The organism is Pseudomonas entomophila L48 (assembly GCF_000026105.1).
GTDB classification, from domain to species: Bacteria; Pseudomonadota; Gammaproteobacteria; order Pseudomonadales; family Pseudomonadaceae; genus Aquipseudomonas; species Aquipseudomonas entomophila.
The window spans coordinates 492,501-515,966 of sequence record NC_008027.1; the positions used below are offsets into that span (position 1 = coordinate 492,501).

Here is a 23,466-nt window from a genome sequence, read left to right on the forward strand (position 1 = left end):
ACCGTGAGGGAAAGGCGAAAAGAACCCCGGAGAGGGGAGTGAAATAGAACCTGAAACCGTATGCGTACAAGCAGTGGGAGCCTACTTTGTTAGGTGACTGCGTACCTTTTGTATAATGGGTCAGCGACTTATATTCAGTGGCGAGCTTAACCGAATAGGGGAGGCGTAGCGAAAGCGAGTCTTAATAGGGCGCTTTAGTCGCTGGGTATAGACCCGAAACCGGGCGATCTATCCATGGGCAGGTTGAAGGTTAGGTAACACTGACTGGAGGACCGAACCGACTACCGTTGAAAAGTTAGCGGATGACCTGTGGATCGGAGTGAAAGGCTAATCAAGCTCGGAGATAGCTGGTTCTCCTCGAAAGCTATTTAGGTAGCGCCTCATGTATCACTGTAGGGGGTAGAGCACTGTTTCGGCTAGGGGGTCATCCCGACTTACCAAACCGATGCAAACTCCGAATACCTACAAGTGCCGAGCATGGGAGACACACGGCGGGTGCTAACGTCCGTCGTGAAAAGGGAAACAACCCAGACCGTCAGCTAAGGTCCCAAAGTCATGGTTAAGTGGGAAACGATGTGGGAAGGCTTAGACAGCTAGGAGGTTGGCTTAGAAGCAGCCACCCTTTAAAGAAAGCGTAATAGCTCACTAGTCGAGTCGGCCTGCGCGGAAGATGTAACGGGGCTCAAACCATGCACCGAAGCTACGGGTATCACCTCTGGTGATGCGGTAGAGGAGCGTTCTGTAAGCCTGTGAAGGTGAGTTGAGAAGCTTGCTGGAGGTATCAGAAGTGCGAATGCTGACATGAGTAACGACAATGCGAGTGAAAAACTCGCACGCCGAAAGACCAAGGTTTCCTGCGCAACGTTAATCGACGCAGGGTTAGTCGGTCCCTAAGGCGAGGCTGAAAAGCGTAGTCGATGGAAAACAGGTTAATATTCCTGTACTTCCAGTTATTGCGATGGAGGGACGGAGAAGGCTAGGCCAGCTTGGCGTTGGTTGTCCAAGTTTAAGGTGGTAGGCTGAGATCTTAGGCAAATCCGGGATCTCAAGGCCGAGAGCTGATGACGAGTGCTCATTAGAGCGCGAAGTGGTTGATGCCATGCTTCCAAGAAAAGCTCCTAAGCTTCAGATAACTGGGAACCGTACCCCAAACCGACACAGGTGGTTAGGTAGAGAATACCAAGGCGCTTGAGAGAACTCGGGTGAAGGAACTAGGCAAAATGGCACCGTAACTTCGGGAGAAGGTGCGCCGGTGAGGGTGAAGCACTTGCTGCGTAAGCCCACGCCGGTCGAAGATACCAGGCCGCTGCGACTGTTTATTAAAAACACAGCACTCTGCAAACACGAAAGTGGACGTATAGGGTGTGACGCCTGCCCGGTGCCGGAAGGTTAATTGATGGGGTTAGCGCAAGCGAAGCTCTTGATCGAAGCCCCGGTAAACGGCGGCCGTAACTATAACGGTCCTAAGGTAGCGAAATTCCTTGTCGGGTAAGTTCCGACCTGCACGAATGGCGTAACGATGGCGGCGCTGTCTCCACCCGAGACTCAGTGAAATTGAAATCGCTGTGAAGATGCAGTGTATCCGCGGCTAGACGGAAAGACCCCGTGAACCTTTACTATAGCTTTGCACTGGACTTTGAGCTTGCTTGTGTAGGATAGGTGGGAGGCTTTGAAGTGGGGACGCCAGTTCTCATGGAGCCATCCTTGAAATACCACCCTGGCAACCTTGAGGTTCTAACTCAGGTCCGTTATCCGGATCGAGGACAGTGTATGGTGGGTAGTTTGACTGGGGCGGTCTCCTCCCAAAGAGTAACGGAGGAGTACGAAGGTGCGCTCAGACCGGTCGGAAATCGGTCGTAGAGTATAAAGGCAAAAGCGCGCTTGACTGCGAGACAAACACGTCGAGCAGGTACGAAAGTAGGTCTTAGTGATCCGGTGGTTCTGTATGGAAGGGCCATCGCTCAACGGATAAAAGGTACTCCGGGGATAACAGGCTGATACCGCCCAAGAGTTCATATCGACGGCGGTGTTTGGCACCTCGATGTCGGCTCATCACATCCTGGGGCTGAAGCCGGTCCCAAGGGTATGGCTGTTCGCCATTTAAAGTGGTACGCGAGCTGGGTTTAGAACGTCGTGAGACAGTTCGGTCCCTATCTGCCGTGGACGTTTGAGATTTGAGAGGGGCTGCTCCTAGTACGAGAGGACCGGAGTGGACGAACCTCTGGTGTTCCGGTTGTCACGCCAGTGGCATTGCCGGGTAGCTATGTTCGGAAGAGATAACCGCTGAAAGCATCTAAGCGGGAAACTTGCCTCAAGATGAGATCTCACTGGAGCCTTGAGCTCCCTGAAGGGCCGTCGAAGACTACGACGTTGATAGGTTGGGTGTGTAAGCGCTGTGAGGCGTTGAGCTAACCAATACTAATTGCCCGTGAGGCTTGACCATATAACACCCAAGCAATCTGCACATGAACGCAGATTGTGGTGGTGAAGACGAAAGAACCGAAAGTTCGCAACATCACAAATCACATATCCGAATTCGCTGGAGTATCCATCTGGATCTTCTGGCAACAGAATTTCTTGACGACCATAGAGCATTGGAACCACCTGATCCCATCCCGAACTCAGCAGTGAAACGATGCATCGCCGATGGTAGTGTGGGGTTTCCCCATGTGAGAGTAGGTCATCGTCAAGATTCATTTCGCAAAACCCCTATCTGCGCATGCAGGTAGGGGTTTTGTCTTTGCGCCCAAGAAACACGCTCTCCTCGTAGGAGCCGGCCTTGCCGGCGAACACCGGCACCGCCGGTGCCAGCCACCGTGTCGCGCCCTGCGCGGGCAAACCGGCACCAACGGGGTAGTCCGATAGGCCCCTTTTCCTATGCAAGCCTACTACCCATGGCTATCATGCCAGCCTTATTCAAAATCGAGACTGGCATGCTGAAGTTGTTGAATCTCCTCAAGGATGGCCGGTTCCATTCTGGCGAGGCTCTGGGGGCTGCCCTCGGAGTGAGTCGCAGTGCCGTATGGAAGCAGCTACAGCACCTCGAGAGCGATCTGAACCTGACCGTTCACAAGGTTCGTGGGCGTGGCTATCAACTGGCTTCTCCGTTGAACTTGCTGGAAGAGCAGGCAATCGTCGGCTTTTCGCAAGGGGAGCAGTGGCCACTGTTCATACACCAGGATATCGACTCGACCAATGCAGAAGGGCTGCGGCTTGCCGCTGCCGAGCAAAGCGCACCGTTCGTGGTGCTGGCCGAGCGTCAGTCTGCCGGGCGTGGGCGCCGTGGTCGGCAGTGGGTCAGCCCCTTCGCGGAAAACCTCTATTACAGTGTGGTGCTGCGCGTCGAAGGTGGCATGCGTCAGCTGGAAGGGCTGAGTCTGGTCGTCGGCTTGGCTGTCATGCGTACGCTGCAGGCCTTTGGGCTTCAGGACGTGGGGCTCAAGTGGCCCAATGATGTGCTGGCTGGCGGAAAGAAGATCACTGGGATACTGCTCGAACTGGTCGGCGATCCTGCAGATGTCTGTCACGTGGTGCTGGGAATCGGTATCAATGTGAACATGCAGCACAATGACCAGGTCGATCAGGCCTGGTCATCGATGCGGACGCAGACTGGCAAGGTAATCGATCGTAATCATCTGGTCGCTTTGCTTACTAAGCAGCTGCAACATGAGCTGGCTCGTCATCGTCGGTATGGTTTTGCGGCATTCCAGGAGGAGTGGGAGCAGGCGCACCTTTGGCAGGGGCGGAAAGTCTCGCTCGTGGCGGGAAATACCCGGATCGACGGTGTGGTGCTCGGAGTGGACGGTCAGGGCGGACTGCGCCTTGATGTCGATGGTGTGGAAAAGAGCTACAGCGGTGGTGAGCTCAGTCTGAGGTTGCGTGATGATTCTTGAGCTCGACTGTGGAAACAGCTTTATAAAGTGGCGTGTCATCCATGTCGCAGATGCCGCTATTGCCGGAGGGGGCGTTGTCGACTCCGACCAGGCGCTGCTGGCTGCGGTCGCCTCGTTAACGGCATTGCGTCTCACCGGTTGCCGAATGGTCAGTGTGCGCAGCGAGGAAGAGACATCATCCTTGTGCGCATTGCTCCAGGGCGCTTTCGCGATAGAGGTGTGCGTGGCGCAGCCGGTAAGGGAAATGGCCGGCGTCCGTAACGGCTATGAGGATTACCAGCGCCTGGGCATGGATCGTTGGCTTGGCGCTCTGGGTGCCTATCACCTGGCGAAAGGGGCCTGCCTGGTCATCGATTTTGGCACTGCGGCCAAGGCCGACTTCGTTGCCGCAGATGGTGAGCACCTGGGAGGGTATATCTGCCCTGGCATGCCATTGATGCGCAGCCAGTTGCGTACTCATACCCGCCGTATTCGCTATGACGATGCTTCCGCCGAGCGAGCGCTGAACAGCCTCGAGCCAGGGCGCTCGACGGTCGAGGCGGTAGAGCGTGGTTGTGTATTGATGCTCCAGGGCTTTGCTCGCACTCAGATGGAGCAAGCAGGTTTGCTTCTGGGGGAGGATTTTACAGTTTTCCTTACTGGGGGTGATGCGCCCCTGGTGCGCGAGGCTGTGCCCCAGGCGCGAATTGTCCCGGACCTGGTATTTGTCGGCTTGGCCATCGCCTGCCCGTTGAATTGAGGTGACTATGCGCTGGTTGTTTCTGCTGTTGGTCGTGCTGAACGTCTTTTATTACGTCTGGCATCAGCAGGAAGCTCCTTTGAAGGCCAAGGAGGTCGCCCCGCTGTCGTTGTACAAGGGCTCTCAGCAGGAGATACGCCTGCTGCGTGAGACTGGTGCTGCGGCGCCGGCCCGGCGTCGCGATGAATGTCTAGTTGTGGGTGGTGTGCCTGCCCGTGAGCAACTGGATATGCTGCGCCAGCGCTTGCTGAGCCTGGATATTTCCGCGCAACCGCTTGCGGGCCAGTTGCCTGGAGCCGAAGGTTTCTGGCTCAAGGTCGCGCCGGAAAGCGAGCGTTTGCTGGACCAGGATGTACTGGCGACTCTTTCCAAGGATTTCAAAGACTTAAAACACAAAATTATTTTGTGCGAGGGTATTGCAACTGCTGAATAGCTTGATAGAATGGCGCCCGCTTCACAGGGAACACCACTGAGGTGGTAGAGCTGGAAGCAGTGTCAAAGTAGCTAAGCTTCAGATTTGATTGAAAAAATTTGAAAAAAAGCTTGACACTAGGACGGTAGACAAATAGAATGCCGGCCACATCTGGAGGGATTCCCGAGCGGTCAAAGGGGACGGACTGTAAATCCGTTGCGAGAGCTTCGAAGGTTCGAATCCTTCTCCCTCCACCAGTTTCAGCGAGAGCCGCAAGCTCCGCGGGTATAGTTTAGTGGTAGAACCTCAGCCTTCCAAGCTGATGATGCGGGTTCGATTCCCGCTACCCGCTCCAAGTTTGCAGTTGTTGCGCAAAGTGTTTCGCTCTTGTAGCTCAGTTGGTAGAGCACACCCTTGGTAAGGGTGAGGTCAGCGGTTCAAATCCGCTCAAGAGCTCCATATAAACAAGGCAGATATGAAAATATCTGCCTTTGTTTTATCAGCGGTATACCTATTTCTTCTGCGGAGGATTGTATCGATGGCTAAGGAAAAGTTTGATCGTTCCCTACCTCACGTCAACGTCGGCACCATCGGCCACGTAGACCACGGTAAGACCACTCTGACTGCAGCGCTGACTCGCGTCTGCTCCGAAGTTTTCGGTTCGGCCGTCGTTGAGTTCGACAAGATCGACTCGGCTCCAGAAGAAAAAGCGCGCGGTATCACCATCAACACCGCTCACGTCGAGTACAACTCGAACATTCGTCACTACGCTCACGTTGACTGCCCAGGTCACGCTGACTACGTGAAGAACATGATCACCGGTGCTGCCCAGATGGACGGCGCGATCCTGGTTTGCTCGGCCGCCGATGGTCCGATGCCACAAACCCGTGAGCACATCCTGCTGTCTCGTCAGGTTGGCGTTCCGTACATCGTGGTCTTCCTGAACAAGGCTGACCTGGTAGATGACGCTGAGCTGCTGGAACTGGTCGAGATGGAGGTTCGCGACCTGCTGTCCACCTACGACTTCCCAGGCGACGACACCCCGATCATCATCGGTTCGGCTCGTATGGCGCTGGAAGGCAAAGACGACAACGAAATGGGCACTACCGCTGTCAAGAAGCTGGTAGAAACTCTGGATGCCTACATTCCTGAGCCAGTTCGTGCCATCGACCAGCCGTTCCTGATGCCGATCGAAGACGTATTCTCGATCTCGGGTCGTGGTACCGTTGTTACCGGCCGTATCGAGCGTGGTATCGTCCGCGTTCAAGACCCGCTGGAAATCGTTGGTCTGCGTGACACCACCACCACCACCTGCACCGGCGTTGAGATGTTCCGCAAGCTGCTGGACGAAGGTCGTGCTGGCGAGAACTGCGGCGTCCTGCTGCGTGGTACCAAGCGTGACGACGTTGAGCGTGGCCAGGTTCTGGTCAAGCCAGGTTCGGTCAAGCCGCACACCAAGTTCACCGCAGAAGTCTACGTCCTGTCGAAGGAAGAAGGCGGCCGTCACACTCCGTTCTTCAAAGGCTACCGTCCTCAGTTCTACTTCCGTACCACTGACGTGACCGGTAACTGCGAACTGCCGGAAGGCGTTGAAATGGTAATGCCAGGTGACAACATTCAGATGACTGTCACCCTGATCAAGACCATCGCAATGGAAGACGGTCTGCGCTTCGCCATCCGTGAAGGCGGTCGTACCGTCGGCGCCGGCGTCGTAGCAAAAATTATTGAATAAGTAGTTGATTTAAATGATCGGGCCGGTATAATGGCCGGCCTGATACAGCGTTATAGGTCAGTAGCTCAATTGGCAGAGCGACGGTCTCCAAAACCGTAGGTTGGGGGTTCGATTCCCTCCTGACCTGCCATTCACCTCGGTGTGATTGGCTTTCTTCTCACAGGATCCTCCTCGATGACTCCCAAAACTGAAGCCCAAGAATCGCGTTTTGATCTGTTCAAGTGGCTCGCTGTTGTTGCATTGGTAGTCGTAGGCGTTGTGGGTAATCAGTATTACTCCGCCTCTCCGATCCTGTATCGCGTACTCGTCCTGCTCGCCCTGGCTGCAGTCGCTGGCTTCGTTGCCCTGCAGACCGCCAAAGGCAAGTCGTTCTTTGCGCTGGCGAAGGAAGCTCGCACCGAGATCCGTAAAGTCGTGTGGCCAACTCGCCAAGAGACCACTCAGACCACGCTGATTGTCGTGGCTGTAGTTCTGGTTATGGCGCTGCTGTTGTGGGGGCTCGACTCCCTGCTCGGCTGGTTGGTCTCCTTGATCGTTGGCTAAGGGTGTCTCGTGGCTAAGCGTTGGTATGTTGTTCATGCTTACTCGGGTTACGAGAAGCATGTCATGCGCTCCCTGATCGAGCGTGTCAAGCTGGCTGGCATGGAAGACGAGTTCGGCGAGATTCTGGTCCCGACCGAAGAAGTCGTCGAAATGCGCAACGGCCAGAAGCGCAAGAGCGAGCGTAAATTCTTCCCTGGCTATGTATTGGTCCAGATGGAAATGAACGAAGGGACTTGGCACCTTGTCAAGGATACCCCTCGGGTCATGGGTTTCATTGGTGGTACCGCGGACAAGCCTGCGCCTATCACTGATAAAGAAGCTGAGGCCATCCTGCGTCGCGTAGCCGACGGCAGTGACAAGCCGAAGCCGAAGACGCTGTTCGAGCCGGGTGAAGTGGTTCGCGTCATTGACGGTCCCTTCGCTGACTTCAACGGTAGCGTCGAAGAAGTTAACTACGAGAAGAGCCGCCTGCAGGTCGCAGTGCTCATTTTCGGTCGCTCTACTCCGGTGGAGCTCGAGTTCAGCCAGGTCGAGAAGGTCTAGCGGAACGCAGCATCCCATACCCCGCAGCCCTATGTGCTGCGGGGTTTTGTCGTCACTGGGATAAAACGCAAGTCATCCGGGGAGCCATCTGGCGTTCGTACCCGATTTTGGAGTAGCTCATGGCTAAGAAGATTCAGGCTTACATCAAGCTGCAAGTAAAGGCCGGCCAGGCCAACCCAAGCCCACCCGTTGGTCCAGCACTGGGTCAACACGGTGTGAACATCATGGAATTCTGCAAGGCCTTCAACGCCCGTACTCAGGGTCAAGAGCCAGGTCTGCCGACTCCAGTGATCATCACTGTCTACAGTGACCGTAGCTTCACCTTCGAAACCAAGAGCACCCCTGCCTCGGTTCTGCTGAAGAAAGCTGCTGGTCTGACCAGCGGTTCGGCTCGCCCGAACACCGTCAAGGTCGGTACCGTTACCCGTGCTCAGCTGGAAGATATCGCCAAGGCTAAGCAGGCTGACCTGACCGCCGCTGACCTGGACGCAGCTGTACGCACCATCGCTGGCTCTGCCCGCAGCATGGGCCTGAACGTGGAGGGTGTGTAATGGCTAAGCTGACCAAGCGTCAAAAGGCAATCGCCGAGAAAATCGAAGCAGGCAAGGCCTACAACTTCGAAGAAGCTGCAACCCTGCTGGCTTCGCTGCCAACTGCCAAGTTCGTAGAGTCCTACGACATCGCCGTTAACCTCGGTGTTGACCCGCGTAAATCCGACCAGGTCGTTCGTAGCGCTACCGTGCTGCCACACGGCACTGGCAAGACCGTACGTGTTGCTGTCTTCACCCAGGGTCCAGCTGCTGAAGCCGCTCTGGCTGCCGGCGCTGACCGTGTAGGTATGGACGATCTGGCTGCCGAAATGAAAGGCGGCGACCTGAACTATGACGTCGTCATCGCATCGCCTGATGCCATGCGCGTTGTCGGTCAGCTGGGTCAGGTTCTGGGTCCTCGCGGCCTGATGCCTAACCCGAAAGTCGGTACCGTTACTCCAGACGTAGCCACTGCCGTGAAAAACGCCAAGGCTGGTCAGGTTCGCTACCGTACCGACAAGAACGGTATCATCCACACCTCCGTTGGCAAGGTTGGCTTCGAAGCCGGCAAGCTGAAGGAAAACGTTGAAGCCCTGATCGCTGATCTGAAGCGTATCAAGCCAGCTTCCTCGAAAGGTATCTACGTCAAGCGCGTTACCCTGAGCACCACCATGGGCCCAGGTCTGATCATCGATCAGAGCTCGCTGAACGTGTAATGCTCGGTCGGTGCGACCTGGTCGCACCGGCTGCTGAAAATTGGGGTCCCTGCCTGGCGGGGGCTATCCAAGACCGTAGGCGGCGCAAGCCTTAAACCTCAAGCCTACGCAGATGGTGCTCCCGATTCGTTCGCGAATCAGACACCAAAACGACATCCGGCTCCGGCCAGATGAAACGGTAGAAACCAGGAGTAAACCCGTGGCAATTAAACTCGAAGACAAGAAGGCCATCGTCGCTGAAGTCAACGAGGCTGCCAAAGTCGCTCTGTCCGCTGTCGTGGCTGATGCCCGTGGTGTGACTGTAGGCGCAATGACCGGACTCCGTAAAGAGGCCCGCGAAGCTGGCGTTTACGTACGTGTCGTACGTAACACCCTGCTCAAGCGCGCTGTTGAAGGCACCGAATTCTCGATCCTCAACGACGCGTTCAAAGGCCCGACCCTGATTGCTTTCTCCAACGAACACCCGGGCGCTGCTGCTCGTCTGTTCAAAGAGTTCGCCAAGGGTCAGGACAAGTTCGAGATCAAGGCAGCTGCGTTTGACGGCAAGTTCCTTGCCGCTAACCAGATCGACGTGCTGGCAACCCTGCCAACTCGCGACGAGGCTATCGCACAGCTGATGAGCGTAATCCAAGGTGCAACCAGCAAGCTGGCTCGCACTCTGGCAGCTCTGCGCGACCAGAAAGAAGCTGCTGCTGCCTAAGGCACGCGCAACCCTTTCAAAATCATATGTTTAATTTGATGGCTGCGTAGGCTGTCACCCCAATACAGGATTTAAGTCATGTCTCTGACTAACGAGCAAATCATCGAAGCAATCGGCCAGAAAACCGTTCTGGAAATTGTTGAGCTGATCAAAGCGATGGAAGAAACCTTCGGCGTTACCGCTGCTGCCGCTGTTGCCGCTGGCCCAGCTGTTGCCGCTGCTGCTGCTGAAGAGCAAACCGAGTTCAACGTCGTTCTGACCGAAGCTGGCGACAAGAAGGTCAACGTGATCAAGGCAGTTCGTGAACTGACCGGTCTGGGTCTGAAAGAAGCCAAAGAGAAAGTCGACGGCGCTCCTCAGGTTATCGCTGAAGGCGTTTCGAAAGAAGCCGCTGAAGACGCGAAGAAGAAGCTGGAAGAAGCAGGCGCTAAAGTCGAGCTGAAGTAATTTCGACTTTGCGACTCCAGTCCGAGCGTTAAGCGAAGGGCTGATGGCTGGTGGCTTATGCCACCGGCCTTTTTCCGTTATTGGTGGCCGATCAGGTCGGCCCCGATAACGAGCGGCAACCACCAAGACGGTGGCGCAAACCAAGGGGTTTGCACGATTTTCTGGCTGCTCCCGCCGGGAGATGCCAAACAAGCAGGTGACCAAGCTGGGGAATGCTGATGGCTTACTCATACACTGAGAAAAAACGTATCCGCAAGGACTTTAGCAAGTTGCCGGACGTCATGGATGTGCCTTACCTCCTGGCCATCCAGCTGGATTCGTATCGCGAATTCCTGCAGGCGGGAGCATCCAAGGATCAGTTCCGCGACGTCGGTCTGCATGCGGCCTTCAAATCGGTATTCCCGATCATCAGCTACTCCGGCAATGCTGCCCTGGAGTACGTCGGCTATCGCCTGGGCGAGCCGGCCTTCGATGTGAAGGAATGTGTCCTGCGCGGTGTGACCTTTGCGGTCCCGCTGCGGGTGAAGGTGCGCCTGATCATCTTCGACAAGGAATCGTCGAACAAAGCGATCAAGGACATCAAAGAGCAAGAAGTCTACATGGGTGAAATTCCCCTGATGACTGAAAACGGTACCTTCGTTATCAACGGTACCGAGCGTGTAATCGTATCTCAGCTGCACCGTTCGCCGGGTGTGTTCTTCGACCACGACCGTGGCAAGACCCACAGCTCCGGCAAGCTGCTGTACTCCGCGCGCATCATCCCTTACCGCGGTTCCTGGCTGGACTTCGAGTTCGACCCGAAGGACTGCGTGTTCGTGCGTATCGACCGTCGCCGCAAGCTGCCGGCCTCGGTACTGCTGCGCGCGCTGGGCTACAGCACCGAAGAAGTACTCAACACCTTCTACACCACCAACGTGTTCCACCTGTCCGGCGAGAAACTCAGCCTGGAACTGGTGCCACAGCGCCTGCGTGGTGAAGTCGCGGTCATGGACATCCATGACGGCAGCGGCAAGGTCATCGTCGAGCAGGGCCGCCGTATCACCGCGCGCCACATCAACCAGCTGGAAAAGGCTGGCGTGAAAGAGCTGGACGTTCCGCTGGAGTACGTACTGGGCCGCACCACCGCCAAGGCGATCGTGCACCCGGCTACCGGCGAGATCCTGGCCGAATGCAACACCGAGCTGACCACCGATCTGCTGGTCAAGATCGCCAAGGCCCAGGTCGTTCGCATCGAGACGCTGTACACCAACGACATCGACTGCGGTCCGTTCATTTCGGACACCCTGAAGATCGACACCACCAGCAACCAACTGGAAGCGCTGGTCGAGATCTATCGCATGATGCGTCCTGGCGAGCCGCCAACCAAAGACGCCGCCGAAACCCTGTTCAACAACCTGTTCTTCAGCGCCGAGCGTTACGACCTGTCTGCCGTCGGCCGCATGAAGTTCAACCGTCGTATCGGTCGTACCGAGATCGAAGGTTCGGGCGTGCTGAGCAAGGAAGACATCGTCGAGGTCCTGAAGACCCTGGTCGATATCCGTAACGGCAAAGGCATCGTCGACGACATCGACCACCTGGGTAACCGTCGCGTCCGTTGTGTCGGCGAGATGGCCGAAAACCAGTTCCGCGTTGGCCTGGTGCGTGTAGAGCGCGCGGTCAAAGAGCGTCTGTCGATGGCCGAAAGCGAAGGCCTGATGCCTCAGGACCTGATCAACGCCAAGCCGGTAGCGGCGGCGGTGAAAGAGTTCTTCGGTTCCAGCCAGCTCTCGCAGTTCATGGGCCAGAACAACCCGCTCTCCGAGATCACCCACAAGCGCCGTGTCTCTGCACTCGGCCCTGGCGGTCTGACCCGTGAGCGTGCAGGCTTCGAAGTCCGTGACGTACACCCGACCCACTATGGCCGTGTGTGCCCGATCGAAACGCCGGAAGGTCCGAACATCGGTCTGATCAACTCCCTGGCCGCTTATGCCCGCACCAACCAGTACGGCTTCCTGGAAAGCCCGTACCGCGTGGTGAAAGAGGGTGTGGTCAGCGACGACATCGTGTTCCTGTCGGCGATCGAAGAAGCGGATCACGTCATTGCACAGGCTTCGGCCGCAATGAACGAGAAGAAGCAGCTGATCGATGAGCTGGTGGCCGTTCGTCACCTGAACGAATTCACCGTCAAGGCGCCGGAAGACGTCACCTTGATGGACGTTTCGCCGAAGCAGGTAGTTTCGGTCGCAGCGTCGCTGATTCCGTTCCTCGAGCACGACGACGCCAACCGTGCGTTGATGGGTTCGAACATGCAGCGTCAGGCTGTACCAACCCTGCGCGCCGACAAGCCGCTGGTCGGTACCGGCATGGAGCGCAACGTTGCCCGTGACTCCGGTGTCTGCGTGGTTGCTCGCCGCGGTGGTGTGATCGACTCGGTCGACGCCAGCCGTATCGTTGTTCGCGTGGCTGACGACGAAGTCGAGACTGGTGAAGCCGGTGTGGATATCTACAACCTCACCAAGTACACCCGTTCGAACCAGAACACCTGCATCAACCAGCGTCCGCTGGTGAGCAAGGGTGATGTGGTCGCGCGTGGCGACATCATGGCTGACGGTCCGTCCACCGACATGGGTGAACTGGCACTGGGCCAGAACATGCGCATTGCGTTCATGGCGTGGAACGGCTTCAACTTCGAAGACTCCATCTGCCTGTCCGAGCGTGTGGTCCAGGAAGACCGCTTCACCACGATCCACATCCAGGAACTGACCTGTGTGGCCCGTGACACCAAGCTTGGCCCAGAGGAAATCACCGCGGACATCCCGAACGTGGGTGAAGCTGCGCTGAACAAGCTGGACGAAGCCGGTATCGTCTACGTGGGTGCCGAAGTCGGCGCTGGCGACATCCTGGTCGGCAAGGTCACTCCGAAAGGCGAAACCCAGCTGACTCCGGAAGAAAAACTGCTGCGTGCGATCTTCGGTGAGAAGGCCAGCGACGTCAAAGACACCTCCCTGCGCGTACCGACCGGTACCAAGGGCACCGTCATCGACGTACAGGTCTTCACCCGTGATGGCGTTGAGCGCGACAGCCGCGCCCTGGCCATCGAGAAGATGCAACTGGACGAGATCCGCAAGGACCTCAACGAAGAGTTCCGCATCGTCGAAGGCGCAACCTTCGAGCGTCTGCGTGCAGCCCTGAACGGCCAGGTGGTCGACGGTGGCGCGGGCCTGAAGAAAGGCACCGTGATCACTGACGACGTGCTGAACGGTCTGGAGCACGGCCAGTGGTTCAAACTGCGCATGGCAGAAGATGCACTGAACGAGCAGCTGGAAAAGGCTCAGCAGTACATCGTCGATCGCCGTCGCCTGCTGGACGACAAGTTCGAAGACAAGAAGCGCAAGCTGCAGCAGGGCGATGACCTGGCACCGGGCGTACTGAAGATCGTCAAGGTCTACCTGGCCATCCGCCGTCGCATCCAGCCGGGTGACAAGATGGCCGGTCGTCACGGTAACAAGGGTGTCGTCTCGGTGATCATGCCGGTCGAAGACATGCCGCACGACGCCAACGGTACTCCGGTCGACGTCGTACTGAACCCGCTGGGCGTACCTTCGCGTATGAACGTCGGTCAGATCCTCGAAACCCACCTGGGCCTCGCGGCCAAGGGCCTGGGCGAGAAGATCGACCGCATGATCGAAGAGCAGCGCAAGGCCGCTGAACTGCGTACCTTCCTCACCGAGATCTACAACGAGATCGGTGGTCGTCAGGAGAACCTGGAAGAGTTCACCGACGAAGAGATCATGGCTCTGGCAAACAACCTGAAGAAAGGCGTGCCTATGGCCACTCCAGTCTTCGACGGTGCCAAGGAGCGTGAGATCAAGGCCATGCTGAAGCTGGCAGACCTGCCGGAAAGCGGCCAGATGCAGCTGTTCGACGGCCGCACCGGCAACAAGTTCGAGCGTTCTGTGACCGTTGGTTACATGTACATGCTCAAGCTGAACCACTTGGTGGACGACAAGATGCACGCGCGTTCCACTGGTTCCTACAGCCTGGTTACCCAGCAGCCGCTGGGTGGTAAGGCGCAGTTCGGTGGTCAGCGTTTCGGGGAGATGGAAGTGTGGGCGCTGGAAGCATACGGCGCGGCATACACCCTGCAAGAAATGCTCACAGTGAAGTCGGACGACGTGAACGGCCGTACCAAGATGTACAAGAACATCGTGGATGGCGATCACCGTATGGAGCCGGGCATGCCCGAGTCCTTCAACGTGTTGATCAAAGAGATCCGTTCGCTCGGTATCGATATCGATCTGGAAACCGAATAACACGTGACGCGAAGGGGAGTGGGGCAGGTAATGCCCGCTCCCTGCTCCGCCAGGAGGAAAGGCCTTGAAAGACCTACTGAATTTGCTGAAAAACCAGGGTCAAGTCGAAGAGTTCGACGCCATCCGCATCGGTCTGGCGTCGCCTGAAATGATCCGTTCGTGGTCGTTCGGTGAAGTCAAAAAGCCGGAAACCATCAACTACCGTACGTTCAAGCCTGAGCGTGACGGCCTGTTCTGCGCCAAGATCTTTGGCCCAGTCAAGGACTACGAGTGCCTGTGCGGCAAGTACAAGCGCCTGAAGCACCGTGGCGTGATCTGCGAGAAGTGCGGCGTTGAAGTCGCCCTGGCCAAGGTTCGTCGTGAGCGCATGGCGCACATCGAGCTGGCCTCGCCGGTTGCCCACATCTGGTTCCTGAAGTCGCTGCCGTCCCGTATCGGCCTGCTGATGGACATGACCCTGCGTGACATCGAGCGCGTGCTCTACTTCGAGAGCTACGTCGTTATCGACCCGGGCATGACCACCCTGGAAAAGGGCCAGCTGCTGAACGACGAACAGTACTTCGAAGCGCTGGAAGAGTTCGGTGACGACTTCGACGCCCGCATGGGTGCCGAGGCTGTCCGCGAGCTGCTGCACGCTATCGACCTGGAGCACGAGATCGGCCGGCTGCGCGAAGAGATTCCGCAGACCAACTCGGAAACCAAGATCAAGAAGCTGTCCAAGCGCTTGAAGCTGATGGAAGCGTTCCAGGGCTCGGGCAACCTGCCTGAGTGGATGGTCCTGACCGTCCTGCCAGTACTGCCGCCGGACCTGCGTCCGCTGGTACCGCTGGATGGTGGCCGCTTCGCGACCTCCGACCTGAACGACCTGTATCGTCGGGTGATCAACCGTAACAACCGTCTGAAGCGCCTGCTCGATCTGTCGGCGCCGGACATCATCGTGCGCAACGAAAAGCGCATGCTGCAGGAAGCGGTCGACGCCCTGCTGGACAACGGCCGTCGCGGTCGCGCCATCACTGGCTCGAACAAGCGTCCGCTGAAGTCCCTGGCCGACATGATCAAAGGTAAGCAAGGTCGCTTCCGTCAGAACTTGCTCGGTAAGCGCGTGGACTACTCCGGCCGTTCGGTAATTACCGTAGGCCCGACCCTGCGTCTGCACCAGTGCGGTCTGCCGAAGAAGATGGCCCTCGAGCTGTTCAAGCCGTTCATTTTCGGCAAGCTGGAAATGCGTGGTCTGGCGACCACCATCAAGGCTGCCAAGAAGATGGTCGAGCGCGAGCTGCCAGAGGTGTGGGACGTTCTCGCCGAAGTGATTCGCGAACACCCCGTACTGCTCAACCGTGCACCAACCCTGCACCGTCTGGGTATCCAGGCGTTCGAGCCGGTTCTGATCGAAGGTAAAGCTATCCAGCTGCACCCGCTGGTCTGCGCCGCGTACAACGCCGACTTCGACGGTGACCAGATGGCCGTTCACGTGCCGCTGACGCTGGAAGCCCAGCTGGAAGCGCGCGCGCTGATGATGTCGACCAACAACATCCTGTCGCCAGCCAACGGTGAGCCAATCATCGTTCCGTCGCAGGACGTTGTACTGGGTCTGTACTACATGACCCGTGAAGCCATCAATGCCAAGGGCGAAGGTCGCGTGTTCGCCGACCTGCAGGAAGTCGACCGCGTATTCCGCGCCGGCGAAGCCGCCCTGCACGCGAAAATCAAGGTCCGTATCAACGAGACCGTGAAAGACCGTGACGGCAGCATCACCAAGAACACCCGCATCGTCGACACCACTGTCGGCCGCGCGCTGCTGTTCCAGGTTGTACCGGCAGGCCTGCCGTACGATGTGGTCAACCAGCCGATGAAGAAAAAGGCGATCTCCAAGCTGATCAACCAGTGCTACCGCGTGGTTGGTCTGAAAGAGACCGTGATCTTCGCCGACCAGTTGATGTACACCGGTTTCGCCTACTCGACCATTTCCGGTGTTTCGATCGGTGTTAACGACTTCGTTATCCCGGACGAGAAAGCTCGCATCATCGGTACCGCTACCGACGAAGTGAAGGAAATCGAGAGCCAGTACGCCTCCGGCCTGGTAACCCAGGGCGAGAAGTACAACAAGGTCATCGACTTGTGGTCCAAGGCGAACGATGAAGTTTCCAAGGCGATGATGGCCAACCTCTCGAAAGAGAAGGTCATCGACCGCAATGGCGACGAAGTCGAGCAAGAGTCCTTCAACTCGATGTACATGATGGCCGACTCGGGTGCTCGTGGTTCCGCGGCCCAGATTCGTCAGCTGGCCGGTATGCGTGGCCTGATGGCCAAGCCGGACGGCTCGATCATCGAGACGCCGATCACTGCGAACTTCCGTGAAGGTCTGAGCGTACTGCAGTACTTCATCTCGACCCACGGTGCTCGTAAAGGTCTGGCGGATACCGCGTTGAAGACCGCGAACTCCGGTTACCTGACTCGCCGTCTGGTGGACGTTGCCCAGGATCTGGTCGTGACCGAGATCGACTGCGGCACCGAACAGGGCCTGCTGATGACCCCGCACATCGAAGGTGGCGACGTTGTAGAGCCGCTGGGTGAGCGCGTACTGGGCCGTGTCATTGCCCGTGACGTGTTCAAGCCAGGCACCGAGGACGTCATCGTTCCGGCCGGTACCCTGGTCGACGAGCAGTGGGTCGAGTTCATCGAGCTGAACAGCATCGACGAAGTGATCGTGCGTTCGCCGATCAACTGCGAAACCCGCTACGGCATCTGCGCCAAGTGCTACGGTCGCGACCTGGCTCGCGGTCACCAGGTGAACATCGGTGAAGCTGTCGGCGTTATCGCTGCACAGTCGATCGGTGAGCCGGGTACCCAGCTGACCATGCGTACGTTCCACATCGGTGGTGCTGCAAGCCGTACCTCGGCTGCCGACAGCGTCCAGGTGAAGAACGGCGGTATGGTGCGCCTGCACAACCTGAAGCAGGTCGTGCGCGCCGATGGCAACCTGGTTGCCGTATCGCGTTCCGGCGAGCTGGCCATTGCCGACGAATTCGGCCGTGAGCGTGAGCGCTACAAGCTGCCTTACGGTGCGGTGATTTCGGTCAAGGAAGGTGAGAAGGTCGAAGCTGGCGCCATCGTCGCCAAGTGGGACCCGCACACCCACCCGATCGTTACCGAACTGAAAGGTACCGTGACCTTCGTGGGCATGGAAGAAAACATCACCATCAAGCGCCAGACCGACGAACTGACCGGCCTGACCAACATTGAGGTGATGGACGTCAAGGATCGCCCTGCCGCAGGCAAGGAAATCCGTCCGGCGATCAAGATGGTCGACGCCAATGGCAAGGACCTGTACCTGCCTGGTACCGACGTACCGGCCCAGTACTTCCTGCCGGCCAACGCCCTCGTCGGTGTGGCTGACGGTGCCCAGATCGGCGTCGGTGACGTTATCGCGCGTATCCCGCAAGAAACGTCGAAGACCCGTGACATCACCGGTGGTCTGCCACGCGTTGCCGACCTGTTCGAAGCGCGTCGTCCGAAAGAAGCCTCGATCCTGGCTGAAGTCAGCGGCACCATCGCATTCGGTAAGGAGACCAAGGGCAAGCGTCGTCTGGTCATTACTCCGACCGACGGTAGCGATCCGTACGAAGAGCTGATTCCGAAGTGGCGCCACCTGAACGTCTTCGAAGGCGAACAGGTAAACCGCGGCGAAGTTATCTCCGACGGCCCGAGCGATCCGCACGACATCCTGCGTCTGCTGGGTGTGAGCGCGCTGGCGAAGTACATCGTCAACGAGATCCAGGACGTTTACCGCCTGCAAGGCGTTAAGATCAACGACAAGCACATCGAGACCATCCTGCGTCAGATGCTGCGCAAGGTCGAGATCGCCGAGTCGGGTGACTCCAGCTTCATCAAGGGCGACCAGATGGAACTGACTCAGGTGCTGGTCGAGAACGAGCGTCTCGCCGCCGAAGACAAGTTCATCTCCAAGTACACCCGTGTGCTGCTGGGTATCACCAAGGCCTCGCTGTCCACCGAATCGTTCATCTCGGCGGCTTCCTTCCAGGAAACCACCCGCGTACTGACCGAAGCGGCGGTAACCGGCAAGCGCGATTACCTGCGCGGCCTGAAAGAGAACGTGGTTGTGGGTCGTCTGATCCCGGCCGGTACTGGTCTGGCCTACCACAGCGAGCGCAAGCGTCGCCGTGATGCCGACAAGCCGCTGCGTGTGAGCGCCAGTGAGGTGGAAGCCGCACTGACCGAAGCGCTGAACTCCAGCGGTAACTAAGTGCAGGGCAGGGCCCCGGCACCCCTCGCAAGACCCTCGGCGACATGAATTGTTGCCGATGATCGGGCGGGGAGGGCCGGGGCCTCGTCTTGACTGGGTGCAAGATCCTCTTTAGACTTTTGTACCCTTAAATTTGGTGAGGCTCCGTCTCGCCAATTTTTGGCTTTCTTGCAAGACAATAGAGTCGCAAGACAATCAGTGGAGCTAGTAGATGGCAACTATCAACCAGCTGGTACGTCAGCCGCGTAAGCGTTCGGTCGAGAAGTCCGACGTTCCTGCGCTGCAGAACTGCCCGCAGCGTCGTGGCGTGTGCACCCGCGTGTACACCACCACGCCGAAAAAACCTAACTCGGCACTGCGTAAAGTATGCCGTGTGCGTCTGACCAACGGTTTCGAGGTTTCCTCGTACATCGGTGGTGAAGGCCACAACCTGCAAGAGCACAGCGTCGTCCTGATCCGTGGCGGCCGTGTAAAAGACTTGCCAGGTGTTCGTTACCACACCGTTCGCGGCTCTCTGGATACTTCGGGCGTCAAAGGCCGTAACCAGGGTCGTTCGAAGTACGGTACCAAGCGTCCGAAGTAATCGGTCGTTTGCAGACATCCATTTTTTTGAGTCGATAAGAGTAAGGTCGGGCGTAGGTCGAGAGACCTGGTCCCGGGCTAACCTGAAGACCGTTTGAGGGCTTATCATGCCAAGACGTCGTGTAGCAGCAAAACGTGAGATCCTTGACGATCCGAAGTACGGATCCCAGATCCTCGCCAAGTTCATGAACCACGTGATGGAAAGCGGCAAGAAGGCCGTAGCCGAGCGCATCGTTTACGGTGCCCTGGATACCGTCAAAGCACGCAAGAACAGCGACCCCCTGGAAATCTTCGAGAAAGCTCTCGACGCCATCGCTCCGCTGGTCGAAGTAAAGTCCCGCCGTGTCGGCGGTGCCACTTACCAGGTCCCTGTTGAAGTTCGCCCATCCCGTCGTAACGCTCTGGCAATGCGCTGGCTCGTAGACTACGCCCGCAAGCGCGGCGAGAAGTCGATGGCTCTGCGCCTGGCTGGCGAGCTGCTGGATGCTGCTGAAGGCAAGGGTGCTGCAGTCAAGAAGCGTGAAGACGTTCACCGTATGGCTGAAGCCAACAAAGCGTTCTCGCACTACCGCTTCTAATTCAAGCATCAATCATTTTGCGAGGGCTTTATGGCTCGTACTACAGCAATTAACCGCTACCGTAACATCGGTATCTGCGCGCACGTTGACGCGGGCAAGACTACCACTACCGAGCGGATCCTGTTCTACACAGGTCTGAGCCACAAGATGGGCGAGGTGCACGACGGCGCCGCGACCACCGACTGGATGGTGCAGGAGCAGGAGCGCGGTATCACCATTACCTCCGCTGCCGTTACCACCTTCTGGAAAGGTTCCCGTGGTCAGTACGACAACTACCGCGTAAACGTCATCGATACCCCCGGCCACGTTGACTTCACCATTGAAGTAGAGCGTTCGCTGCGCGTACTCGACGGCGCGGTCGTTGTGTTCTGCGGTACCTCCGGCGTTGAGCCGCAGTCCGAAACCGTATGGCGTCAGGCCAACAAATACGGTGTTCCACGTGTTGTTTACGTGAACAAGATGGACCGTGCCGGTGCCAACTTCCTGCGCGTTATCGGCCAGATCAAGAACCGCCTGGGTCACACCCCGGTTCCGGTCCAGCTGGCTATCGGTGCAGAAGATGACTTCCAGGGTCAGGTTGACCTGATCAAGATGAAAGCCATCTACTGGAACGATGACGACAAGGGCACCACCTACCGCGAGGAAGAGATTCCTGCTGAGCTGGTGGACCTGGCCAACGAATGGCGCAGCAACATGGTCGAAGCTGCTGCCGAGGCCAACGAAGAGCTGATGAACAAGTACCTTGAAGAAGGTGACCTGTCCGTCGAAGACATCAAGGCTGGTCTGCGCGCCCGTACCCTGGCGAGCGAGATCGTTCCTGCTGTCTGCGGTTCCTCGTTCAAGAACAAGGGTGTTCCCCTGGTTCTCGACGCCGTTATCGACTTCCTGCCTGCCCCGACCGAAATCCCGGCGATCAAGGGTATCCACCCTGACCTGATCGACGTGCCGAAGGACGAAGTCACCCCAGAGCAGTACGACGAGCGTCCTGCTGACGACAACGAGCCGTTCTCGGCCCTGGCGTTCAAGATTGCCACCGACCCGTTCGTGGGTACTCTGACCTTCGTTCGCGTCTACTCGGGCTTCCTGACCTCCGGTGACTCTGTCATCAACTCGGTCAAGGGCAAGAAAGAGCGCGTTGGTCGTATGGTGCAGATGCACGCCAACCAGCGTGAAGAGATCAAAGAAGTACGCGCTGGCGACATCGCTGCTCTGATCGGCATGAAGGACGTCACCACCGGTGACACCCTGTGCAACGCCGACAAGCCGATCATCCTCGAGCGTATGGACTTCCCTGAGCCGGTGATTTCGCTCTCCGTAGAGCCGAAGACCAAGGCTGACCAGGAGAAGATGGGTATCGCACTGGGCAAGCTGGCCCAGGAAGACCCGTCGTTCCGCGTCAAGACCGACGAAGAAACCGGCCAGACCATCATCTCCGGTATGGGTGAGCTGCACCTGGACATCCTCGTTGACCGCATGAAGCGCGAGTTCAACGTCGAGTGCAACGTCGGCAAGCCGCAGGTTTCGTACCGCGAGAAGATCACCAAGTCCGGCGTCGAGATCGAAGGCAAATTCGTTCGTCAGTCGGGTGGTCGTGGTCAGTTCGGTCACTGCTGGATCCGCTTCTCGGAACCAGAGCAGGACGACAAAGGCAACATCACCGAAGGTCTGGTGTTCACCAACGAAGTCGTTGGTGGCGTGATTCCTAAGGAGTTCATCGCCCCGATCCAGAAAGGTATCGAAGAGCAGATGAAGAACGGCGTTGTCGCCGGCTATCCGCTGATCGGCCTGAAGGCTACGGTATTCGACGGTTCGTACCACGACGTCGACTCCAACGAAATGGCGTTCAAAATCGCTGCTTCGATGGCAACCAAGCAGCTGGCCACCAAGGGCGGCGGCGTGGTTCTCGAGCCGATCATGAAGGTCGAAGTTGTAACCCCGGAAGACTACCTGGGTGACGTGATGGGTGACCTGAGCCGTCGTCGCGGGATGATCCAGGGTAATGAAGACTCGGTGTCCGGCAAGGTAATCACTGCTGAGGTGCCGCTCGGAGAAATGTTCGGTTACGCAACCGACGTTCGTTCCATGTCTCAGGGTCGCGCAAGCTACTCCATGGAATTCTCCAAATACGCCGAAGCTCCGTCGAACATCGTCGAAGCACTCGTTAAAAAACAAGGCTAATCCCCTTTAGGCAAGAGGTTCACTGTCGTGGCTAAAGAAAAATTTGATCGTTCCCTTCCCCACGTTAACGTCGGCACTATCGGCCACGTTGACCACGGTAAGACCACTCTGACCGCAGCTCTGACTCGCGTCTGCTCCGAAGTTTTCGGTTCGGCCGTCGTTGAGTTCGACAAGATCGACTCGGCTCCAGAAGAAAAAGCGCGCGGTATCACCATCAACACCGCTCACGTCGAGTACAACTCGAACATTCGTCACTACGCTCACGTTGACTGCCCAGGTCACGCTGACTACGTGAAGAACATGATCACCGGTGCTGCCCAGATGGACGGCGCGATCCTGGTTTGCTCGGCCGCCGATGGTCCGATGCCACAAACCCGTGAGCACATCCTGCTGTCCCGTCAGGTTGGCGTTCCGTACATCGTGGTCTTCCTGAACAAGGCTGACCTGGTAGATGACGCTGAGCTGCTGGAACTGGTCGAGATGGAAGTTCGCGACCTGCTGTCCACCTACGACTTCCCAGGCGACGACACCCCGATCATCATCGGTTCGGCTCGTATGGCGCTGGAAGGCAAAGACGACAACGAAATGGGCACTACCGCTGTCAAGAAGCTGGTAGAAACTCTGGATGCCTACATCCCTGAGCCAGTTCGTGCCATCGACCAGCCGTTCCTGATGCCGATCGAAGACGTATTCTCGATCTCGGGTCGTGGTACCGTTGTTACCGGCCGTATCGAGCGTGGTATCGTCCGCGTTCAAGACCCGCTGGAAATCGTTGGTCTGCGTGACACCACCACCACCACCTGCACCGGCGTTGAGATGTTCCGCAAGCTGCTGGACGAAGGTCGTGCTGGCGAGAACTGCGGCGTCCTGCTGCGTGGTACCAAGCGTGACGACGTTGAGCGTGGCCAGGTTCTGGTCAAGCCAGGTTCGGTCAAGCCGCACACCAAGTTCACCGCAGAAGTCTACGTCCTGTCGAAGGAAGAAGGCGGTCGTCACACTCCGTTCTTCAAAGGCTACCGTCCTCAGTTCTACTTCCGTACCACTGACGTGACCGGTAACTGCGAGCTGCCGGAAGGCGTTGAAATGGTAATGCCAGGTGACAACATTCAGATGACTGTCACCCTGATCAAGACCATCGCAATGGAAGACGGTCTGCGCTTCGCCATCCGTGAAGGCGGTCGTACCGTCGGCGCCGGCGTCGTAGCCAAAATCATCGAGTAATCACTCGATCGGTTGAAAAAACCCCCGCTCAGCGGGGGTTTTTTTTATTGGGTTGACACTAAATTGGGGCGTCTATAGAATCACGCCTCCTTTTAA

At 57.5% G+C, this 23,466-nt stretch carries 16 protein-coding genes, 4 tRNA genes and 2 rRNA genes (1 of these 22 cut by a window edge); all 22 read left to right on the top strand.

Annotated features, from left to right (window positions below; translation table 11 throughout):
• Positions 1–2,443, top strand: a 23S ribosomal RNA gene (locus tag PSEEN_RS02160) (it extends 450 nt beyond the left edge of the window).
• A 133-nt stretch (positions 2,444–2,576) separates the two neighbouring features.
• A 5S ribosomal RNA gene (gene rrf, locus PSEEN_RS02165) occupies positions 2,577–2,692 on the top strand.
• A 241-nt stretch (positions 2,693–2,933) separates the two neighbouring features.
• Positions 2,934–3,893, top strand: coding sequence for a bifunctional biotin--[acetyl-CoA-carboxylase] ligase/biotin operon repressor BirA (gene birA, locus PSEEN_RS02170; protein WP_011531876.1), 960 nt, complete (start codon positions 2,934–2,936; stop codon positions 3,891–3,893).
• Positions 3,883–4,632 (top strand): pantothenate kinase, encoded by a 750-nt coding sequence (locus tag PSEEN_RS02175; RefSeq protein ID WP_011531877.1) that lies wholly within the window; start codon positions 3,883–3,885, stop codon positions 4,630–4,632. Before birA ends, PSEEN_RS02175 begins: the two co-directional genes overlap by 11 nt.
• A 7-nt stretch (positions 4,633–4,639) precedes the next feature.
• Positions 4,640–5,065 carry a hypothetical protein gene (locus PSEEN_RS02180; protein ID WP_011531878.1) on the top strand — a complete coding sequence of 142 codons (426 nt, stop codon included), beginning with the start codon at positions 4,640–4,642 and terminating at the stop codon, positions 5,063–5,065.
• A gap of 152 nt (positions 5,066–5,217) precedes the next feature.
• Positions 5,218–5,301, top strand: a tRNA-Tyr gene (locus tag PSEEN_RS02185).
• 24 nt (positions 5,302–5,325) lie between these two features.
• Positions 5,326–5,399 (top strand) — tRNA-Gly (locus tag PSEEN_RS02190).
• Positions 5,400–5,427: 28 nt separating this feature from the next.
• Positions 5,428–5,503, top strand: a tRNA-Thr gene (locus tag PSEEN_RS02195).
• 79 nt (positions 5,504–5,582) lie between these two features.
• The gene (gene tuf, locus PSEEN_RS02200) at positions 5,583–6,776 is read left to right on the top strand and encodes an elongation factor Tu (protein WP_010951775.1); all 1,194 of its coding nucleotides are present in this window, start codon (positions 5,583–5,585) and stop codon (positions 6,774–6,776) included.
• Positions 6,777–6,830: 54 nt separating this feature from the next.
• Positions 6,831–6,906 (top strand) — tRNA-Trp (locus PSEEN_RS02205).
• Positions 6,907–6,950: 44 nt separating this feature from the next.
• Entirely contained in the window at positions 6,951–7,319 is a 369-nt protein-coding gene (gene secE, locus PSEEN_RS02210) for a preprotein translocase subunit SecE (RefSeq protein ID WP_011531879.1), read from the top strand.
• A gap of 9 nt (positions 7,320–7,328) precedes the next feature.
• Positions 7,329–7,862, top strand: a complete 534-nt coding sequence (gene nusG / locus PSEEN_RS02215) for a transcription termination/antitermination protein NusG (RefSeq protein WP_011531880.1) — start codon at positions 7,329–7,331, stop codon at positions 7,860–7,862.
• A 119-nt stretch (positions 7,863–7,981) separates the two neighbouring features.
• Entirely contained in the window at positions 7,982–8,413 is a 432-nt protein-coding gene (rplK, locus tag PSEEN_RS02220) for a 50S ribosomal protein L11 (RefSeq protein ID WP_011531881.1), read from the top strand.
• Positions 8,413–9,108 carry a 50S ribosomal protein L1 gene (gene rplA / locus PSEEN_RS02225; protein ID WP_011531882.1) on the top strand — a complete coding sequence of 232 codons (696 nt, stop codon included), beginning with the start codon at positions 8,413–8,415 and terminating at the stop codon, positions 9,106–9,108. Before rplK ends, rplA begins: the two co-directional genes overlap by 1 nt.
• A gap of 199 nt (positions 9,109–9,307) precedes the next feature.
• A complete protein-coding gene (rplJ, locus tag PSEEN_RS02230; protein ID WP_003257082.1) occupies positions 9,308–9,808 on the top strand; it encodes a 50S ribosomal protein L10 in 501 nt (166 codons plus the stop codon).
• A 78-nt stretch (positions 9,809–9,886) separates the two neighbouring features.
• Complete coding sequence (gene rplL, locus PSEEN_RS02235; RefSeq protein WP_011531883.1) at positions 9,887–10,255, top strand: 50S ribosomal protein L7/L12; 369 nt, start codon at positions 9,887–9,889, stop codon at positions 10,253–10,255.
• A 218-nt stretch (positions 10,256–10,473) separates the two neighbouring features.
• Entirely contained in the window at positions 10,474–14,547 is a 4,074-nt protein-coding gene (gene rpoB, locus PSEEN_RS02240) for a DNA-directed RNA polymerase subunit beta (protein ID WP_011531884.1), read from the top strand.
• A gap of 64 nt (positions 14,548–14,611) precedes the next feature.
• Entirely contained in the window at positions 14,612–18,811 is a 4,200-nt protein-coding gene (rpoC, locus tag PSEEN_RS02245; RefSeq protein WP_011531885.1) for a DNA-directed RNA polymerase subunit beta', read from the top strand.
• Between the two features lie 211 nt (positions 18,812–19,022).
• Positions 19,023–19,394 carry a 30S ribosomal protein S12 gene (gene rpsL, locus PSEEN_RS02250; protein WP_003255492.1) on the top strand — a complete coding sequence of 124 codons (372 nt, stop codon included), beginning with the start codon at positions 19,023–19,025 and terminating at the stop codon, positions 19,392–19,394.
• Positions 19,395–19,500: 106 nt separating this feature from the next.
• Positions 19,501–19,971 (top strand): 30S ribosomal protein S7, encoded by a 471-nt coding sequence (rpsG, locus tag PSEEN_RS02255; protein WP_003246741.1) that lies wholly within the window; start codon positions 19,501–19,503, stop codon positions 19,969–19,971.
• Positions 19,972–20,001: 30 nt separating this feature from the next.
• The gene (gene fusA / locus PSEEN_RS02260) at positions 20,002–22,149 is read left to right on the top strand and encodes an elongation factor G (protein ID WP_011531886.1); all 2,148 of its coding nucleotides are present in this window, start codon (positions 20,002–20,004) and stop codon (positions 22,147–22,149) included.
• Between the two features lie 27 nt (positions 22,150–22,176).
• Complete coding sequence (tuf, locus tag PSEEN_RS02265) at positions 22,177–23,370, top strand: elongation factor Tu (protein ID WP_010951775.1); 1,194 nt, start codon at positions 22,177–22,179, stop codon at positions 23,368–23,370.
• The last annotated feature ends 96 nt before the right edge of the window (positions 23,371–23,466 follow it).